Source organism: Pseudomonas fluorescens Q2-87 (assembly GCF_000281895.1).
Taxonomy (GTDB): domain Bacteria; phylum Pseudomonadota; class Gammaproteobacteria; order Pseudomonadales; family Pseudomonadaceae; genus Aquipseudomonas; species Aquipseudomonas fluorescens_S.
The window spans coordinates 250819-268327 of record NZ_CM001558.1 but is presented as its reverse complement, the minus strand read 5'-3'; the positions used below and the strand labels follow the sequence as shown (position 1 = coordinate 268327).

The window sequence follows — 17509 nt, the reverse complement described above, 5'->3', positions numbered from 1 at the left end:
TGATTGACGGATCAAGACCTCGGATTTGGGGCCGCTTCGCAGCCCCAGCGGGAGCAAGCTCCCTCGCCACAGGGGGAGCGCACTTCGCAGGATGACTTAACGAACCGCCAACACCGGGCTGCTCAGGCGCTCCAGCAAGGTTGCCTGGGCGCTGCGCGGGTTCTGGTTGCCGGTCGGCGTGTTGCGGATGTAGCGACCGTCGGACTGCAGGCTCCAGCTGTGGGTGTTGTCGGTGAGGTAGCTCTCCAACTCCTTCTTGACCCGCAGGATCAGCTTTTTGCCTTCCACCGGGAAGCAGGTCTCGACCCGCTTGTCGAGGTTGCGCTCCATCCAATCCGCGCTGGACAAAAACATCTGCTCCTCACCGCCGTTGAGGAAGTAGAACACCCGCGTATGCTCCAGGAAGCGCCCGATGATCGAGCGGACGTGGATGTTATGGGAGACCCCGGGGATGCCCGGCCGCAGGCAGCACATGCCACGCACCACCAGGTCAATGCGCACGCCCGACTGGCTGGCCTTGTACAACGCACGGATGATCTTCGGGTCGGTCAGCGAGTTGAACTTGGCGATGATGTGGGCCGGCTTGCCGTCCAGGGCGAACTGCGTCTCCCGGGTGATCATGTCGAGCATGCCCTTCTTCAGGGTGAACGGCGCGTGCAGCAGTTTTTTCATGCGCAGGGTCTTGCCCATGCCGATCAACTGGCTGAACAGCTTGCCGACGTCTTCGCACAAGGCATCATCGGAAGTCAGCAGGCTGTAGTCGGTGTACAGGCGGGCGTTGGCAGCGTGATAGTTGCCGGTGCCCAGGTGGGCGTAACGCACGATTTCACCGGCTTCGCGCCGCAGGATGAGCATCATCTTGGCGTGGGTCTTGAAGCCGACCACGCCGTAGATCACCACCGCACCGGCCGCTTGCAGACGGCTGGCCAGTTGCAGGTTGGACTCTTCATCAAAGCGCGCCCGCAATTCAATCACCGCTGTGACTTCCTTGCCGTTGCGCGCCGCGTCCACCAGGGCATCGACGATTTCCGAATTGGCACCGCTGCGGTACAAGGTCTGGCGCACCGCCAACACATGGGGGTCCTTGGCGGCCTGGCGCAGCAGGTCGACCACCGGCGTGAACGACTCGAACGGGTGCAACAGCAGGATGTCCTGCTTGCTGATCACGCTGAAGATGTTCTCGCTGTTTTGCAGCAGTTTCGGGATCTGCGGCGTGAACGGCAGGTATTGCAGCTCCGGATGGCTGTCCAGGCCGGTGATGCTGAACAGGCGAGTCAGGTTGACCGGACCGTTGACCTGATACAGCTCGGTCTCATGCAGGTTGAACTGCTTGAGCAGGTAATCGGACAGATGTTTCGGGCAGGTATCGGCCACTTCCAGGCGCACCGCATCGCCGTAGCGACGTGAGAACAGCTCGCCGCGCAAGGCGCGGGCCAGGTCTTCGACGTCCTCGGTGTCCACCGAGAGGTCGGCGTTACGCGTCAGGCGGAACTGATAGCAACCCTTGACCTTCATGCCCTGGAACAGGTCATCGGCATGGGCATGGATCATCGACGACAGGAAGACGTAGTTGTCGCCCGGACCACCGACATCTTCCGGCACGCGGATGATGCGCGGCAGCAAGCGCGGCGCCGGGATGATCGCCAACCCCGAATCGCGACCGAAGGCGTCGATGCCTTCCAGCTCGACGATGAAGTTCAGGCTCTTGTTGACCAACAGCGGGAACGGGTGCGTAGGGTCGAGACCGATCGGGGTGATGATCGGCGCGATCTCATCGCGAAAATAGCGACGCACCCAGGTCTTGATCTTGGTGTTCCAGTTGCGACGACGGATGAAGCGGACCTGATGTTTTTCCAGCTCCGGCAACAATATGTCGTTGAGGATCGCGTACTGGCGGTCGACATGGCCGTGGACCAGGTCACTGATGCGCGCCAGGGCCTGGTGCGGTTGCAGGCCGTCGGCACCGGCCTGTTCACGGGCAAAGGTGATCTGCTTCTTCAGGCCGGCGACACGAATCTCGAAGAACTCGTCCAGGTTGCTGGAAAAGATCAACAGGAACTTCAAGCGTTCCAGCAACGGATAGGACTCGTCCAGCGCCTGCTCCAGCACGCGGATGTTGAACTGCAGTTGCGACAGCTCACGATGGATGTACAGGCTGCTGTCATCCAGGTTCGGAATGGCAATCGCCGGAGCCGGCGCAGGCTCGTTGACGACCGGGGGAGTAGGCTCCAGCTCCGGCGGCGTTTCGGCAATTTGCTCGATTACGGGTTGAGCGTCTTTTACTGCAACTTCAGAGAGTCCTTCGGTATTCATCGCAAGTTCCTGAGAGGCTATTTCTGCTCTCGTAGCAGTTGGGCGGCGCGCACGGCGAAGTAAGTCAGGATGCCATCAGCGCCCGCGCGTTTGAAAGCGGTCAAGGACTCCAGGATCACCCCTTCGCCCAACCAGCCGTTCTGGATGGCTGCCATGTGCATGGCGTACTCTCCGCTGACCTGATAAACGAAGGTCGGCACTTTGAATTCTTCTTTGACCCGGCAAAGGATGTCGAGGTAGGGCATGCCCGGCTTGACCATGACCATGTCTGCCCCTTCTGACAAGTCAGCCGCCACTTCGTGCAAGGCTTCGTGGCTGTTGGCCGGGTCCATCTGATAAGAGGCCTTGTTGGCCTTGCCCAGGTTCAGGGCCGAACCGACCGCATCGCGGAACGGGCCGTAATAGGCGCTGGCGTATTTTGCCGAGTAGGCCATGATCCGCACGTTGACGTGGCCGGCCACTTCAAGGGCTTCGCGGATGGCCTGGATACGACCGTCCATCATGTCCGACGGCGCCACTACCTGGGCACCAGCCTCGGCGTGGGACAGCGCCTGCCTGACCAGCGCGTCGACGGTAATGTCGTTCTGCACGTAGCCTTCTTCATCGAGAATGCCGTCCTGGCCGTGGGTGGTGAACGGGTCCAGCGCCACGTCGGTGATCACCCCCAGTTCCGGAAAGCGCGCGCGCAGTGCGCGGGTCGCGCGCTGGGCGATGCCCTCCGGGTTCCAGGCTTCGGCGGCGTCCAGGGACTTGAGTGCCGGCGGCGTGACCGGGAACAGCGCCAGAGCAGGTATGCCCAGCTCGACCCAATGAGCGGCTTCTTTGAGCAGCAGGTCGATGGTCAGCCGCTCCACCCCGGGCATCGATGCCACGGCTTCGCGACGGTTCTCGCCGTCCAGCACGAACACCGGCAGGATCAGGTCATCGGTGGTCAGCACGTTTTCACGCACCAGCCGACGCGAGAACTCATCACGGCGGTTGCGACGCAGGCGGGTGGCAGGGAACAGACGATTGGCGGGGGTAAAGCTCACGGCAGACTCCTGAGCCCGCGCGGACGGGCGAGCGTGACAGTTATAAGCGGCCATTATGACGAACGTATGACAGTTATGTGCACCTGTGACCGGTAGTCGCAGTTATTGTGGTTGTAGGAAATGTTCACGTCGAGACACATTTCGATACTTTCCTGAATGTGCCTGAAGGGTTAGGCTGCGCGTTCATTTCGCCAGCACCCAGACAATGCTCCAACAATTTCTGCATGACTTCGGCTACTTGGCCCTGTTTATCGGCACGTTCTTCGAAGGCGAAACCATCCTCGTGCTCGCAGGCTTCCTGGCGTTCCGTGGTTACATGGACATCAATCTCGTGGTGGTCGTAGCGTTCTGCGGCAGCTACGCGGGCGATCAGCTGTGGTATTTCCTGGGACGCAAGCACGGGCGCAAGCTGCTGGCGCGCAAGCCGCGCTGGCAATTGATGGGCGATCGCGCGCTGGAACATATCCGCCGGCACCCGGACATCTGGGTTTTGAGCTTCCGCTTCGTCTATGGCCTGCGCACGGTCATGCCGGTGGCGATCGGCCTGTCCGGCTATCCGCCGGGCCGCTATCTGTTGCTCAATGGCATCGGTGCGGCAGTGTGGGCCACGGCGCTGGCGGCCGCGGCGTACCACTTCGGCGCGGTGCTCGAAGGCATGCTGGGCAGCATCAAGAAATACGAACTCTGGGTACTCGGCGCCCTGCTGTTGCTGGGTTTGGTCTTGTGGCTGCGCCGACGCATCAAGAACGCACGCCTGGCCAGGAAAATCCTCGAAGCGGAGCGGCTGGAACAGGCCAGCTCCAGCGAATCTAGGACGCCAACCGAGTGAACCGGTTGCTGCAGCAATACAGCCCGATGCCACTGAGCAGGCTGTAGCTGAGCAACCCGAGCCAGGCCCCCTGGCTTATCGCCGCATCGTTCGGCCACAATCCGGCCAGCGGGGCCAGCCACACCAGCAGCGGGCTCGACGCCAGCCGCAACAGCTCCAGCCTCAGCGCCCACGGGCGATTCTCCAGGGTCATCCCCAACACGAACAGACCGAACGCCACCGCGCCCCACCCCAGTATCAGGGCGGCGGTCGGCAGGCTGTTCTCCAGGTTCATCAAGTAACTGCCCAAGGCAATGTAAACGCAGAACTGCAGCGCTACGTAAACCTGCTGGCGCCTGTCCAGCGGCACCTCGAACTTGCGGAACGCGCCCAGGTCCGGTTTGTTCAGCGGGTACCTCGCAGCGACGTCCACAGGCCGCCAACCGGTAGGCATGAACCAGATCCGCAGCTTGTCCTGCCAGCGCCCGGCCCGGCGCGCGTCCGCCCATAACTGCACATAGAACTGCAGGTTGGCCCACAACGGATTCCAGCTCGCCAATGGCGTGGTCACGCCGAAAATCACAGGCTCATCTTCGTCTTCTTCCTGGAAGGTGCCAAACAGACGGTCCCAAATAATGAACACCCCGCCGTAGTTGCGATCCATGTAGAGAGGGTTCTGTGCATGGTGGGCACGATGATTGGACGGCGTGACGAAGCACCACTCCAGCCAGCCGAGCTTGGGAATGTGCTGGGTGTGGACCCAGAACTGGTACAGCAGATTCAGCGCCGCCACGCTGACGAATACCGCCAGCGGCACCCCCAGCACGGCAAGGGGGATATAGAAGATCCAGCTCAACACAAATCCTGTGCTGGTCTGGCGCAACGCAGTGGACAGGTTGTAGTCCTCGCTCTGATGGTGCACCGAGTGCGCGGCCCAGAGAATGTTGCGCTCATGGCCCATGCGGTGCAGCCAGTAATAGCAAAGGTCGTAGAGCACGAAGGCGAACATCCAGACCCAGGCCCGGTCGGCAGGCAATTGAATGACGGCCAGGTGTTTCAACGCAAAGGCGTAGGTCACCAGCCCCACGCCCTTGGTCAGCAGGCCGGTAGTGGTCGACAGCACGCCGGTACTCAGGCTGTTGATCGCATCAGCGAGGCGATAGTGACTCACGCCGCGCCAACGATCAGCCAGCAACTCGACGGCAATCAGCACGAAGAAGAACGGCACGGCATACAGAATGAAATTCATGACGCGACCCGGAGGCATGAGCAAGCAGGGAGATAGTCGGCAGATTAGGTGTAGCTGCCCGATAACCCTATGGCAACGAGTGACAAATTAGTGGACATTTAACGCCATGAATCTGGAGAAAACCCATGAGCAAAAAAGTTGCAGTGATCCTTTCCGGCTGTGGCGTGTATGACGGCGCAGAAGTCCAAGAAAGCGTGATCACCTTGCTGCGTCTCGACCAGCGTGGCGCACAGGTGCAATGTTTCGCCCCCAACATTGCCCAACTGCACGTAATCAATCACCTGACCGGTGAAGAAATGCCCGAAAGCCGCAACGTTCTGGTGGAGTCGGCGCGGATCGCCCGGGGCAACGTGAAGGATTTGCGTGAAGCCAGGGTCGAGGATTTCGATGCCCTGATCGTACCGGGTGGTTTCGGCTCGGCGAAAAACCTCTCCAACTTCGCCGTCGAAGGCGCCGGCTGCACGGTCCAGCCAGAGGTCCTGGCGCTGACCGAAGCCTTTGCCGAAGCCGGCAAGCCAGTGGGCCTGATGTGCATTTCCCCGGCCCTGGCGGCAAAGATCTATGGCCCAGGGGTGACCTGCACCATTGGCACCGACAGCGATACGGCAGCCGCCGTGACCAAGATGGGCGGCACTCACCAGGACTGCGCCGTGAGCGACATCGTCGAAGACACCGCGCGCAAACTGGTCAGCACCCCGGCCTATATGCTGGCGCAGCACATCAGCGAAGCGGCTTCGGGCATCAATAAGCTGGTGGATCGGGTGTTGGAACTGACGCACGAGAACGACGCCTGACACCGCCGCTATCCCTGTGGGAGCGGGCTTGCTCGCGAAGGCGTCGGTTCAGCTGACATCTTTGTTGGCTGACACACCGTCTTCGCGAGCAAGCCCGCTCCCACAAGGGGTTCCAGGCAAGACTTAAGAGGCTCGGGCCAAACGTGTCAGTATCCGATCCAACGCATTGGCAAACCCTTGCTTGTCCCGCTCGCTGTACGCCGCCGGGCCGCCGCCCATATGGCCTTGCTCACGCAAGTCAGTGAAGAGGTTGCGCACCGCCAGTCGATCGCCCATGTTCTGCGCATCGAACTCCTTGCCCCGTGGATCCAGGGCGGCGACGCCCTTCTTCACCAATCGGTCGGCCAAGGGCACGTCGCTGCAAATCACCAGCTCACCGGGCACGGCGTGTTCCACCAGGTAATCGTCCGCCGCGTCAGGGCCGCTAGGCACCACGATCAGCTTCACGCAGGCCAGGCCCGGCTTGATCTGCGGCTGGCCGGCCACCAGCACCACTTCAAACTGACGCTTCAGGGCGAACTTGACCACCAACTCCTTGGCTGCCTTGGGGCAGGCGTCGGCGTCGATCCATACGCGCATCGGGGTCGCTCCTCTCTAAATGCATCGCGAGCAAGCTCGCTTCCACAAGGACAGCCTACATCCTGTGGGAGTGAGCTTGCTCGCGATATGTGCCGCGAATGCTGCGGATCAGGAAACCTGGACCCGACGCTTCTCCACCACCCAACTGCGCCCATACAACACCACGATCGCCAGGATCGCTACCATCTGGGCCGACAGCGAGTAGGCATCGGCATGAATACCCAGCCAGTCGAAATCGAAGAACGCCACCGGGCGGGTGCCGAAGATCCCGGCTTCCTGCAACGCCTTCACGCCATGACCGGCAAACACCACCGACAGCGCACAGAGCAACGCGGCATTGATACTGAAGAACAGCGCCAGCGGCAGTTTCGCCGAACCCCGCAGGATCACCCAGGCCAGGCCGACCAACAGCACCAGCGCTGTCGCACCGCCCGCCAGCACGGCGTTGTGTCCGGCGGGGCCGGCCTGCAACCACAAGGTTTCATAGAACAGGATCACTTCGAACAGCTCGCGGTAGACCGAGAAAAACGCCAGGATCGCAAAACCAAAACGGCCACCGCCGCCCACCAGGCTGCTCTTGATGTAGTCCTGCCAGGCCGCCGCATGGCGCCGGTCGTGCATCCACACCCCCAGCCACAACACCATCACACTGGCGAACAATGCCGTCGCACCTTCGAGCAGTTCGCGCTGGGCACCGCTGACATCGATCACATAGGCCGCCAATCCCCAGGTCGCCAGCCCGGCCAATAGCGCCAGGCCCCAACCGAAGTTGACACTGCGCACCGCCGATTGCTGGCCGGTGTTGCGCAGGAACGCCAGGATCGCCGCCAGGACCAGGATTGCTTCCAGCCCTTCGCGCAGCAGGATCAGCAAGCCAGAAATGTAGCTCAGCGACCAGCTCAGGCCATCGCCACCCAGCAGGCCGGCAGATTCCTTCAACTTGGCTTTGGCCGCGTCCAGGCGTTGTTCGGCCTGGGCGACCGTCAAGCCGTCCTGCAGGGACTGACGATAGGCCATCAGGGCCTTTTCGGTGTCCTTGCGTACGTTGGCGTCGACGTTGTCCAGGGAGCTTTCCACCAGCTCGAAGCCCTCCAGATACGCCGCCACCGACAGGTCATAGGCCTGGTCATGGTCACCGGCGCGATACGCCGCGATGCTTTTGTCCAGGGTAGCGGCCGTGTAGTCGAGCAACTGAGCCGGGCCACGCTGCACCTGTGGCGGCTGGGCCCGCTGGGCACGGAAAGTAGCGGCCGCCGCCGGGCCTTGCGCAGCGAGGACTTCAGCCGGGGTCTGGCGCGCGAGGTCGGCGAGGTTGTAGATCTGCTCGCTTTTGGCAGCGGCCGGGTCGGCGCTGAAGCTGGCAATGTAGATCGCCAGGTCCCAGCGTTGCCGGTCATCGAGCTGATCGGCGAAAGCTGGCATGTCGGTGCCTTCGATGCCCATGCCGAGGGTGTTGTAAATCGCATAGAGACTCAGGTGATCCAGGCGCCGGCCGTCCCGCAGGTTGGACGGCGGCGGCTCCAGGCCAACACCGGCGGGGCCATCACCGGCACCGTTGGCGCCGTGGCACACCGAGCAGTTCTGGGCATACAGCGGCGCCCCTCGGGCCGGATCCGGTGTGATGACCGGTGCCTGGCTGACTTCATACGCCACCGCCAATCTTGCGCCCAACTGGCGTGCGAGGCGGGAAACGTCCCCAGCATCTTGCCGCTGGGTGATGGCACTGCGCAGTGCGGTGATGCCTTGGCTCAGCTCAGCCTTTTCCGGCTTGGCCGGCAGCTCGGCAATCAAGCCTTCCAGCACTTGGACGAACTCGAGCTGTTCGCGATATTCGGAATCATTAATGATCTTGCCCGTTTCGACCGTTGTCGGATAATCCGCCCCGATGTAATCCAGCAGATGCAGCGCTTGGGAGGCGCCCTCGACAGTGTTGGCCAGCAGAGGATTGCTGCACAGCGCGAGCAGCGGCACTGCAAGCCAGGCCAGAAAACGGAGCGGGGCAGTCATGAATGACTCTCGATTGGTAATAAGAAGTAACACATTGTTCACTTCCAATGACTTTGGCTCAAGAGCGGATGTGCATTGGCGGCACATTTTCATCGGAAATTCATGCTTTGGTGGTGATGTCACAAAAACGGCATTACGAGATTGAAAAGCCATTACATAGCCAACAGCCATGTTTATAATCCCGCCCGCCTTCTTATTATCAGACGGCATAACAGCTCCTCTTTTTATGAGGAACAGACAGCGTCCCGGCGCATGTCCGTGGATCGCTCCAGCCCGACCCGCACCCTCCAGGCTGATACTCAGGGAAGAATTGTTCATGGCCTCCCGTGCCGCTTTTTTGGTCGCCCTCAGTGCGAGCACTTTGTTGTCCGGCTGTTCGGCCTTTCGCAACTACGACAGCGAATTGGCCCAGACCAACCAGCAACTGGCTGCCGGCAACGTCGACGCCGCGCTGACCCTGTTGGAAAAGAACAACACCAGCAAGGACAAAGACCTGCTGTATTACTTCGAGAAGGGTGAACTGCTCCGCGCCAAGGGCGACCTCTCCGGCAGCCAGACGGCCTGGACCAGCGCTGACGTGCAAGTGGGCCAATGGGAAGACGCGGTCAAGCTCGACACGGCCAAATACCTCGCGCAGTTCGGCAGCTTCCTGGTCAACGATAAGGTCCGCCGCTACGAAGGCTATGACTACGAAAAGGTCATGCTGACCACGCAAATGGCCCTGAATCTGCTGGCCGTGAACGACTTCGACGGCGCACGGACCCAGATCAAAAAGACCCACGAGCGCGAAGCTGTAATCGCCGACCTGCGGGACAAGGAATACCTCAAGCGCGAGGAAGAAGCCGAGCAGCAAGGGGTCAAGACCGAATACAAGGACCTCAAGGGCTATCCGGTAGCCAGCCTCGACGCTCCGGAAGTGGTCAGCCTCAAGAACAGTTACCAGAGTGCGTTCAGCCATTACCTGGCCGGCTTCGTCTATGAAGCCCTGGGCGAAAAAGACCTGGCTGCACCGGGTTATCGCAAGGCGGCCGAACTGCGCCCCAACACCCCGTTGCTGGAGCAGGCACTGCTCAACCTGGACAAACCTGCCGCCAAGAATGATGACAGCGACATCCTGATCGTGGTGCAGAGCGGCCTGGCGCCGTCCCGGGACTCGATCCGCATCCCCCTGCCCTTGCCCATCAGCGGCAACCTGGTCATCACGCCGTTGTCGTTCCCGATTATCAAGCCTGACACCTCTACCGCCACGTTTGCCCAGATCGGGGTGGACGGTCGTCAGATGGACCTGACCCAGCTCAACAGCACCACCGCCATGTCCCGCCGCGCCCTGCGCGACGACATGCCCGGCATCATCCTGCGCACCACCGTGCGCGCGGTCACCCGTGGCGTGGCGCAGAAACAGATCAACGACACCAATCCATTGGCCGGCCTCGCCGTGGGCCTCACCTCGGCCGTGCTTGAAGGTGCCGACACCCGCACCTGGCGCACCCTGCCCGACTACACCCAAGTGGTGCGCCTGCGCCTGAAGAAAGGCGAGCACCAGGTCACCCTGCCAAGCGCAGTGGGCGGCTCGGTGGTCAAGGTCACCGTCGATCAGCGCTACCAAGTCATCAGCCTGCGGACGGTGGGTAATCAGGTCTTCACCGGTGGCCTGGCCGCCCAGGTGATCCTGACCGCCAACCCGACCGCCGTCGCCACCCTCAAACCTTAAGAACGGAGTCTTGCTCGCATGCGTTTAAAACTGATCGCCGTCGGCGCCCTGGCCTTGCTGGCCGGTTGCGCCACCCCGCCGCCACCGGAGCCGGGCACCGCCGCCAGCAAGGTCGTGGCGATGGGCAAGACCAAGAACATCGTGGTCGGCGCCATGCGCGTGGCCCGGGAAAACGGCTACATGACCGTCAACGTGCAGCTGAGCAACACCAGCTACAACAACAAGACGATGTACTACCGCTTCGCCTGGCTGGGCCCCGAAGGCTTCCCGATTGCCGAGGAGGAAACCTGGAAAACCCTGACGCTGTACGGCGAACAGACCAGCTTCCTGCCCGCCATCGCGCCGACCCCCAAGGCCGTGGACTTCCGTCTGGAAATCAATACGCCTTGAGCCTGGTTCCGGTCAGTCAAGCCAACACCAGACCCCGTGGCGAGGGAGCTTGCTCCCGCTCGGTTGCGCAGCGACCGCAAGATTTTGGGGCTGCTTCGCAGCCCAGCGGGAGCAAGCTCCCTCGCCACAGGGGATCGTCGGCACAAGTTCCTGTACTGACCGGCATTACGCCTTAGCCCCATTTCATTCAGCTTTCGAGAGCACCCACATGTTCGTACGCATTTCTTCCCTCGCCCTCGCGGCCCTGCTGGTCAGCGGCTGCGCCAATAACTCGCCTGTCCTGGGCAACAAGAACATCAGCTACGGCGACACCAAGGCCGTGGAAACCGTGACCAATGAATTCGGCTCCACCGACCTGCAGATGATTGCCGAGTCCATGACCCGTTCCCTGGCACAGTCCGGCATCCTGCAAGGTCGCCCGGTGGTCCAGGTCTATGACGTGAAGAACAAGACCAGCGAATACATCGACACCCGTGAAATCACCACTAGCATCAAGACCCAGTTGATGAAGACCGGTGCGGCGCGCTTCGCCAGCGACAACACCGCCATGGACAGCCAGGTCGACCAGTTGAAGCTGCAAAACCAGAGTGGCCTGTACAAGAAAAGCACCGTGGCCAAGACCGGCAACATGATCGCCGCCAAGTACCGCCTCGAAGGCTCCATCAGCTCGATCGTCAAGCGCAGCAGTGACTACAAGGACGTCTTCTACAAATTCAGCCTGCAACTGATCGACGTCGAGAGCGGTCTGGCCGAGTGGATGGACGAGAAAGAAATCCGCAAGACCACGGAGCGATAAGCCATGCGCACATGGATCGGCATCATGGCCCTGGCCTGTGCGTTCAGCGCGCAGGCGGCCCCAAAAGTCGCGGTCACTGACCTTGCGTACCAAGAACGGGTAGAGGAATACATCCACACCGTTTCAGCCCAGAGCAATTTCCAGGCGAACCCCTACAGCGCCAGCGCCTCGTCGAGCTACGACGAGATGGAAGCCACCAGCAGCTACATCGAGCAAGGCGAACTGCGCAAGTTCACCGGTGACATCAAGGGCGAGATGCTGCGCAGCGGCATGTTCCAGCTGGTCCAGGGCACGCCTTACACCGCGTCGTCCAAGGGCGATGTCTATGACGTGATCAAGCGCATCAAGGCCGGGAATTTCAAGGGCGCCGACTACGTGCTGTTCGGCACGGTGTCGGACATCGATTTCACCCGCGACATCAATGAACTGGCCAACACCAACAGCTATTCGGCGGTGCTTGCATTGACACTGGTGGCGGACTTCAGCCTGATCAACACCAAGACCTACGAAATCACCTCGGCGTTCACCGCCATGGGCGAAGGCCAGGACACCAAGCTGTTGAACCACCGGGACGTACACATCAGCCTCAACCGTCCACGGGTGGTGCGCGACGTGTCCAAGGCCCTGGGTGAGGACGTGGCGCGACAGCTGAGCGAACAGCTTGGCGGCCCGCGTTACGAACAGCCTGGCGAACCCGTGCAGCGCAACAACCTGCCCCGGGATACCGCGCCGGTGATCCTGCGCTGAGCCACACCGCTGGATAGATGCTTTTGTGGCGAGGGAGCTTGCTCCCGCTCGGTTGTGCAGCGACCGCAAGATCTTGGGGCCGCTTCGCAGCCCAGCGGGAGCAAGCTCCCTCGCCACAGGTGTAGTGCAAAAGCTGTTTACACCGCAGCCCTGCGCATCGTCGCCAGGAAACCCGCCGCCCCGATGAACAGGCCGGCAAAAGTGCGGTTCATCCGCCGTTGCTGTTGCGGCGTGCGCAGCAGGCGCAGGACCTTGGACGCCAGCCCGGTGTACCCGGCCATGACGATGAGGTCGACGCAGATCATGGTCACGCCCAGGATCAGGTACTGCTTGACCAGCGGGGCATGGGGATCGATGAACTGCGGCAGCACCGCCAGCATGAACACCAGGGCCTTGGGGTTGCTGATGTTGACCAGAAAACCGCGGAACACCAGCGCTAAAGGGTTACCGATAGGCCGCACGACAGCGTCGTCACTGATGTCGCCGGGGATGGCTCGCCACTGCTTGATACCCAGATAGACCAGATAAGCCACGCCGAACCATTTGATCGCATGAAAAGCGGTAGCCGATGCCGTGAGTATCGCGCCAACACCGGCAGCGACGATGACGACTTGCAGCGCCAGGCCCAGTTGCAGGCCCAGGGCGTTCCAGTAACCACGCCAGAAACCATAGCGCAGACCACTGGACATCGATGCGATGGCACCGGCGCCTGGAGAAAGGCTGATGACCCAACACGCAGCAAAAAACGCCAGCCATGTTTCCAGCAACATTGCACACCTCGGCTCAGATTCGTCGAAAACGCCTAAGCTAATGCGCCGCCGTGAGGTTGACCACCGTTTTTTTATAAAGACAAATGATCTGCCGAGGCCAGGTTATTCGACGAAACCACCCACCGGAAACGCCTCGCTGCCGCGCCAGCGTCGGACCGAACGCTGGAAGAACAGCGTGTTGGGCACCTGCACCATCGAGCTGCCCGTGCCGAGCTCATCGGGCTCGATCAGTGTGGTGTAAAGCAGATTGATCGCGACCACTCGCCCCTTGATGCCGGGCTTGTCGGTAGCTTCCACCAACTCGACCACGTCCCCCAGGCGAAACGGCCCGACGGTGTAGATCAGGACGGCGCAGAGCAGGTTGGACAAGACGCTCCAGATGGCAAAGAACGCCACCGCCGCCACCGCGACAAAACCCGATAACGCGGTCCACAGTACCGTGGCCGAGACGCCCAGGCGTTCGAGCACCACCAGCACCGCGCTGCCCATGATCAACCAGCGCAGCACGCCCCGCAGGATGATCACCAATTGCGGCGGAAAGGGGTAGCGCTCGCCAAGGCCAGTGAGGGCACGCGCCACGAAGCGCTGCGCGACATAGCCGGCCAGCAGGATCAGCAGCACTTGCACACCGAGCCAGATCGGCTCGATCCACATAATCGGGACAGGCAACGTCATCGCTTCCATCAGGACAACGCCTCCAGCTCCGCTTGCAGGTTTTCCAGCAGTTCAAGCGCTTGCATCCACGCCTCCTCAAGCTCCACTTCTCGAACCTTCAGTTTGGCCTGCTCGGCCAGCAGATCACGCAATTCATCCTTGCGCGCCACCTCGTAGAGACCGCTGTCGCCGAGGCTGGTTTCGATTTTCTGCAATTTCTCGTGGAGCTTGCCCAGTTCGGCTTCGAGCTTGTCCGCCTCGCGCTTGTGCGGGGCCAACTGCTGACGCAGGGCTGCCGCAGCCTGGCGCTGGGCTTTCTTGTCGGTCTTGTCCGGGTTGACCGGCGTGGTACTGACCGGGGCGTTGCGTTGGCGATACTCCACCAGCCAGCGCGCATAGTCTTCCAGGTCGCCGTCGAATTCCTCGACCTTGCCGTCGGCCACCAGGAAGAAATTGTCCGTGGTGCTCTTGAGCAGATGCCGATCGTGGGACACCACCAGCACCGCCCCGCTGAATTCCTGCAAGGCCATGGTCAGGGCCAGGCGCATTTCCAGGTCCAGGTGGTTGGTCGGTTCGTCGAGCAGCAACAGGTTCGGCCGGCCCCAGGCGATCAGTGCCAGCGCCAGGCGCGCCTTTTCGCCACCGGAGAAATTCAGCACCGGCTCGTCAATGCGCGCCCCGCGGAAATCGAAACCACCGAGGAAATCACGCAACGTCTGCTCACGCTCGGTCGGCGCCAGGCGTTGCAGATGCAGCAGCGGGCTGGCCTTGGAATCGAGGGAATCGAGCTGATGCTGGGCGAAGTAACCGACGACCGTGTTCTCGCCTCGGGTAAGGCGCCCGGCCAGCGGTTCGAGTTCGCCGGAGAGGTTCTTGATCAGGGTCGACTTACCGGCACCGTTGGGGCCCAGCAGACCGATCCGTGCGCCTGGGGTCAGTTGCAGCTTGACCTTCTCCAGCACGGTCTTGTCACCATAGCCCAGGCGCGCATCGGACAGGTCGATCAGCGGGCTGGAGATCTTGGTGGATTCGCGGAAGACAAAATCGAACGGCGAATCGACGTGGGCCGCGGACAGCTCCTCCATCCGCTCCAGCGCCTTGATCCGGCTCTGCGCCTGGCGGGCTTTGGTGGCCTGGGCCTTGAAGCGGGCGATGTAGCTTTCCATGTGCGCACGCTGCGCCTGCTGCTTCTCGTAGGCTTGCTGTTGCTGGGCCAGGCGTTCGGCACGGGCCCGCTCGAACGCGCTGTAGCCGCCGCGGTACAAGGTGAGCTTGCGTTGGTCGACATGAGCGACGTGATCGACCACGGCGTCGAGGAAGTCACGGTCGTGGGAAATCAGCAGCAGCGTGCCGGGATAACCCTTGAGCCAGTCTTCCAGCCAGATGATCGCGTCGAGGTCCAAGTGGTTGGTCGGCTCGTCGAGCAACAGCAGATCGGATGGGCACATCAGCGCCTGCGCCAGGTTCAGGCGCATCCGCCAGCCGCCGGAAAAATCCCCGACCTGACGGTCCATCTGTTCATTGGTAAAACCCAGGCCGGCGAGCAATTTGCGCGCACGGGCATCGGCGGTGTAACCGTCGGCGCTGTCGAGTTCCGAGTGCAGACGGGCCTGGGCGGCGCCGTCGTGAGCCGCCTCCGCTGCCGCCAGGTCGCGTTGCACCTGGCGCAGGCGCAGGTCGCCGTCGAGCACATAGTCCACCGCCAGGCGCTCGAGGGTATCGACCTCCTGGCGCATGTGGGCGATGCGCCAATCGGCCGGCAACAGGCAATTGCCCGAATCCGGGTGCAATTCGCCTCGCAGCAAGGCGAACAGGCTCGATTTGCCGGCGCCGTTGGCACCGATGAGACCGGCTTTGTGGCCGGCGTGCAGGGTCAGCTCGGCGTCTTCTAGCAGACGTTGCGGGCCACGCTGTAAAGTGAGGTTCTGAAGTCGGATCATAATGGCGGCGGAGTCTACCAGCTTCGCTCGCAACTGGCGCGAGTAGCACGATGCACCCTGACCTGTGGAGCTTTTCCCTCGACCTCTACGCCAAGCCTGGCGTCGAGCATGCCTGCCTGGCGCTACAAGATGCCGGCGCCAACGTCTGCCTGCTGCTGTGCGGTTTATGGCTGGAACGGCGCGGCGTAGCGTGCAGTGAACAACGGTTGCAACAGCTTCGACAATTGGCCGAGTCTTGGGACGCTGACGTGGTCAGGCCCTTGCGCACGCTGCGCATCCAATGGAAGACCAAGGCTTGCGAAGACGCAGTGCTCTATTCCTTGCGCGAACAGATCAAGCAGCTTGAGTTGGATGCCGAACGGCGATTGCTGGAGCGATTGGAGACGGCGGCCGGGGATTGGCCTGAGGTACAACAGGACGGTTCAGCACAATGGCTGCAAGGGCTGCTGGCGGCGAGTGCCGACCCAGCGAACCACGACGCGCTGCATCAGCTGCGCGTCGCGGTGTCCGGCACTTAGGAAGCGCTGGTTGGGGTGCTGGTGCTCGGCGCAACGGCGACGGTTGGGTTGATCGCCGGGGCCGGAGTGCTGGCGGTTGGCGCAGGAGTCGCTGTTGGAGTCGATGTCGCAGGCTTGGCTGCTGGTGCAGTCGAAGGTTTTGCGGCAGCGGGTTTTTTCGCGGCAGGTTTGGCCGCTGGCTTGGCGGCAGGTTTTGCAGCGGCTGGCTTCGCGGCAGCAGGTTTGGCCGCAGCAGGTTTGGCAACGGATTTAGCGGTCGCTTTGGCGGGTGCTTTGGCAGCGGCAGGCTTGGCGGTCGCTTTCGCTGCAGGCTTGGCCGCGGCGGGTTTGGCGACGGGTTTTGCAGCCGCTTTGGCAGCAGGTTTGGCCGCGGCGGTTTTGGTCGCTGCTGGTTTCGCGGCAGCGGGTTTCGCAGTCGCTTTAGCCGCAGGTTTGGCCGCGGCGGTCTTGGTTGCTGCTGGTTTGACGGCAGCGGGTTTCGCAGCCGCTTTGGCCGCAGGCTTGGCCGCGGCGACTTTGCTGGCAGCAGGTTTTGCAGTTGCCTTGGCAGCAGGTTTAGCGGCTGCGTTTTTTGCAGCAGGTTTGGCCGCTGGCTTGGCGGCAGCTTTGACGACCGGTTTTTTAGCAGCAGGTTTGGCAGCGCTGGCAGCGACCGGTTTGGCGGCTGGCTTGCTGGCCGCTTTGGCGGTTGCTTTAACGGCTGGCTTGGCAGCCACTTTCGCCGGTGTTTTTGCCACGGCGGGTTTAGCCGCTGGCTTCTTGGCCGATACAGCGACAGGCTTGGCCGCTCGAAGTGTCAGCGCCTTGCTCGCAGCCTCCTGCACGCGACCAACACCCTGGGCCAGTTTCAGGCTTTCCTGGGCATCACGCTTGAGTTGCAGAATGTAGGTGCGGGTTTCGGACTGGCGATCCTTGAGGGCATCGAGCAGGTCTTCGAGTTCTTTCACGACGTCCTTGGCCTTGGCTTGTGCCTTGGCCTTGCCAGCGGTGGCTGCGTCTTGCAATTTGGTGCGCGACTTGTGCAGTTTTTCTTGCGCTTTGCCGCGTTGTTTTTCCAGCTTGGCGAGCAGTTTTTCAGCATCAGCCAGGGCTTGGGAGCAGGCATTTTCAAGATGCTCGAGCAAGCTGCCCGAAAGTTGTTGGAGCAAGTGCAACGGAGTGTTTACAGGCTTCTTGGTGGCCGACATGGTTTACCTCCTGAC

At 61.8% G+C, this 17509-nt stretch carries 16 protein-coding genes; 7 read left to right on the top strand and 9 right to left on the bottom strand.

Annotation, left to right across the window (positions count from 1 at the left end; translation table 11 throughout):
• Positions 1 to 96: 96 nt before the first annotated feature.
• Complete coding sequence (ppk1, locus tag PFLQ2_RS26165; protein ID WP_003177342.1) at positions 97 to 2313, bottom strand: polyphosphate kinase 1; 2217 nt, start codon at positions 2311 to 2313, stop codon at positions 97 to 99.
• Positions 2314 to 2330: 17 nt separating this feature from the next.
• On the bottom strand, positions 2331 to 3344 hold the full coding sequence (gene hemB / locus PFLQ2_RS26170) for a porphobilinogen synthase (RefSeq protein WP_003177341.1): 1014 nt from the start codon (positions 3342 to 3344) through the stop codon (positions 2331 to 2333).
• A gap of 205 nt (positions 3345 to 3549) precedes the next feature.
• Between hemB and PFLQ2_RS26175 the strand changes: the two genes are divergently transcribed.
• On the top strand, positions 3550 to 4173 hold the full coding sequence (locus PFLQ2_RS26175) for a DedA family protein (protein WP_003177340.1): 624 nt from the start codon (positions 3550 to 3552) through the stop codon (positions 4171 to 4173).
• Here PFLQ2_RS26175 and PFLQ2_RS26180 read toward each other — a convergent pair.
• On the bottom strand, positions 4154 to 5401 hold the full coding sequence (locus PFLQ2_RS26180) for a sterol desaturase family protein (RefSeq protein ID WP_003177339.1): 1248 nt from the start codon (positions 5399 to 5401) through the stop codon (positions 4154 to 4156). The genes PFLQ2_RS26175 and PFLQ2_RS26180 overlap by 20 nt on opposite strands.
• Positions 5402 to 5526: 125 nt before the next feature.
• Between PFLQ2_RS26180 and elbB the strand changes: the two genes are divergently transcribed.
• Positions 5527 to 6195: an isoprenoid biosynthesis glyoxalase ElbB gene (elbB, locus tag PFLQ2_RS26185; RefSeq protein ID WP_003177338.1), complete on the top strand. Its 669-nt coding sequence runs from the start codon at positions 5527 to 5529 to the stop codon at positions 6193 to 6195.
• A 123-nt stretch (positions 6196 to 6318) separates the two neighbouring features.
• On the opposite strand, the gene PFLQ2_RS26190 is transcribed toward elbB, so the two are convergent.
• A complete protein-coding gene (locus PFLQ2_RS26190) occupies positions 6319 to 6774 on the bottom strand; it encodes a YaiI/YqxD family protein (RefSeq protein ID WP_003177337.1) in 456 nt (151 codons plus the stop codon).
• 108 nt (positions 6775 to 6882) lie between these two features.
• Positions 6883 to 8781 (bottom strand): cytochrome c/FTR1 family iron permease, encoded by a 1899-nt coding sequence (locus tag PFLQ2_RS26195; RefSeq protein WP_003177336.1) that lies wholly within the window; start codon positions 8779 to 8781, stop codon positions 6883 to 6885.
• A gap of 316 nt (positions 8782 to 9097) precedes the next feature.
• Between PFLQ2_RS26195 and PFLQ2_RS26200 the strand changes: the two genes are divergently transcribed.
• The 4 genes from PFLQ2_RS26200 (at position 9098) to PFLQ2_RS26215 (ending at position 12425) form a co-directional block, all read left to right on the top strand.
• Positions 9098 to 10492 (top strand): COG3014 family protein, encoded by a 1395-nt coding sequence (locus PFLQ2_RS26200; protein ID WP_003177335.1) that lies wholly within the window; start codon positions 9098 to 9100, stop codon positions 10490 to 10492.
• Positions 10493 to 10510: 18 nt separating this feature from the next.
• Positions 10511 to 10882, top strand: a complete 372-nt coding sequence (locus PFLQ2_RS26205) for a YcfL family protein (protein ID WP_003177334.1) — start codon at positions 10511 to 10513, stop codon at positions 10880 to 10882.
• Positions 10883 to 11090: 208 nt separating this feature from the next.
• On the top strand, positions 11091 to 11678 hold the full coding sequence (gene lpoB, locus PFLQ2_RS26210; protein WP_003177333.1) for a penicillin-binding protein activator LpoB: 588 nt from the start codon (positions 11091 to 11093) through the stop codon (positions 11676 to 11678).
• Between the two features lie 3 nt (positions 11679 to 11681).
• On the top strand, positions 11682 to 12425 hold the full coding sequence (locus PFLQ2_RS26215; protein WP_003177332.1) for a hypothetical protein: 744 nt from the start codon (positions 11682 to 11684) through the stop codon (positions 12423 to 12425).
• A 137-nt stretch (positions 12426 to 12562) separates the two neighbouring features.
• Here the strand turns inward: PFLQ2_RS26215 and rhtB are convergent, their stop codons facing one another.
• From rhtB to PFLQ2_RS26230, 3 genes are all read right to left on the bottom strand, one after another.
• Positions 12563 to 13195, bottom strand: coding sequence for a homoserine/homoserine lactone efflux protein (rhtB, locus tag PFLQ2_RS26220; protein WP_003177331.1), 633 nt, complete (start codon positions 13193 to 13195; stop codon positions 12563 to 12565).
• A 102-nt stretch (positions 13196 to 13297) separates the two neighbouring features.
• A complete protein-coding gene (locus PFLQ2_RS26225) occupies positions 13298 to 13879 on the bottom strand; it encodes a mechanosensitive ion channel family protein (RefSeq protein WP_003177330.1) in 582 nt (193 codons plus the stop codon).
• Positions 13879 to 15789 carry an ATP-binding cassette domain-containing protein gene (locus PFLQ2_RS26230; RefSeq protein WP_003177329.1) on the bottom strand — a complete coding sequence of 637 codons (1911 nt, stop codon included), beginning with the start codon at positions 15787 to 15789 and terminating at the stop codon, positions 13879 to 13881. The genes PFLQ2_RS26225 and PFLQ2_RS26230 overlap by 1 nt, the downstream gene beginning before the upstream one ends.
• Before the next feature lie 50 nt (positions 15790 to 15839).
• Between PFLQ2_RS26230 and PFLQ2_RS26235 the strand changes: the two genes are divergently transcribed.
• Complete coding sequence (locus tag PFLQ2_RS26235) at positions 15840 to 16307, top strand: TIGR02444 family protein (RefSeq protein WP_003177328.1); 468 nt, start codon at positions 15840 to 15842, stop codon at positions 16305 to 16307.
• On the opposite strand, the gene PFLQ2_RS26240 is transcribed toward PFLQ2_RS26235, so the two are convergent.
• Positions 16304 to 17494: an AlgP family protein gene (locus PFLQ2_RS26240; protein ID WP_003177327.1), complete on the bottom strand. Its 1191-nt coding sequence runs from the start codon at positions 17492 to 17494 to the stop codon at positions 16304 to 16306. The two genes, PFLQ2_RS26235 and PFLQ2_RS26240, sit on opposite strands and share 4 nt — an antisense overlap.
• Positions 17495 to 17509 lie beyond the last annotated feature (15 nt).

Excerpts from the sequence above, each read along its gene's own strand:
- ppk1 (WP_003177342.1), bottom strand. The coding sequence starts at position 2,313 with ATGAATACCGAAGGACTCTCTGAAGTTGCAGTAAAAGACGCTCAACCC.
- PFLQ2_RS26175 (WP_003177340.1), top strand. The coding sequence starts at position 3,550 with ATGCTCCAACAATTTCTGCATGACTTCGGCTACTTGGCCCTGTTTATC.
- PFLQ2_RS26180 (WP_003177339.1), bottom strand. The coding sequence starts at position 5,401 with ATGAATTTCATTCTGTATGCCGTGCCGTTCTTCTTCGTGCTGATTGCC.
- elbB (WP_003177338.1), top strand. The coding sequence starts at position 5,527 with ATGAGCAAAAAAGTTGCAGTGATCCTTTCCGGCTGTGGCGTGTATGAC.
- PFLQ2_RS26190 (WP_003177337.1), bottom strand. The coding sequence starts at position 6,774 with ATGCGCGTATGGATCGACGCCGACGCCTGCCCCAAGGCAGCCAAGGAG.
- PFLQ2_RS26195 (WP_003177336.1), bottom strand. The coding sequence starts at position 8,781 with ATGACTGCCCCGCTCCGTTTTCTGGCCTGGCTTGCAGTGCCGCTGCTC.
- PFLQ2_RS26200 (WP_003177335.1), top strand. The coding sequence starts at position 9,098 with ATGGCCTCCCGTGCCGCTTTTTTGGTCGCCCTCAGTGCGAGCACTTTG.
- PFLQ2_RS26205 (WP_003177334.1), top strand. The coding sequence starts at position 10,511 with ATGCGTTTAAAACTGATCGCCGTCGGCGCCCTGGCCTTGCTGGCCGGT.
- lpoB (WP_003177333.1), top strand. The coding sequence starts at position 11,091 with ATGTTCGTACGCATTTCTTCCCTCGCCCTCGCGGCCCTGCTGGTCAGC.
- PFLQ2_RS26215 (WP_003177332.1), top strand. The coding sequence starts at position 11,682 with ATGCGCACATGGATCGGCATCATGGCCCTGGCCTGTGCGTTCAGCGCG.
- rhtB (WP_003177331.1), bottom strand. The coding sequence starts at position 13,195 with ATGTTGCTGGAAACATGGCTGGCGTTTTTTGCTGCGTGTTGGGTCATC.
- PFLQ2_RS26225 (WP_003177330.1), bottom strand. The coding sequence starts at position 13,879 with ATGGAAGCGATGACGTTGCCTGTCCCGATTATGTGGATCGAGCCGATC.
- PFLQ2_RS26230 (WP_003177329.1), bottom strand. The coding sequence starts at position 15,789 with ATGATCCGACTTCAGAACCTCACTTTACAGCGTGGCCCGCAACGTCTG.
- PFLQ2_RS26235 (WP_003177328.1), top strand. The coding sequence starts at position 15,840 with ATGCACCCTGACCTGTGGAGCTTTTCCCTCGACCTCTACGCCAAGCCT.
- PFLQ2_RS26240 (WP_003177327.1), bottom strand. The coding sequence starts at position 17,494 with ATGTCGGCCACCAAGAAGCCTGTAAACACTCCGTTGCACTTGCTCCAA.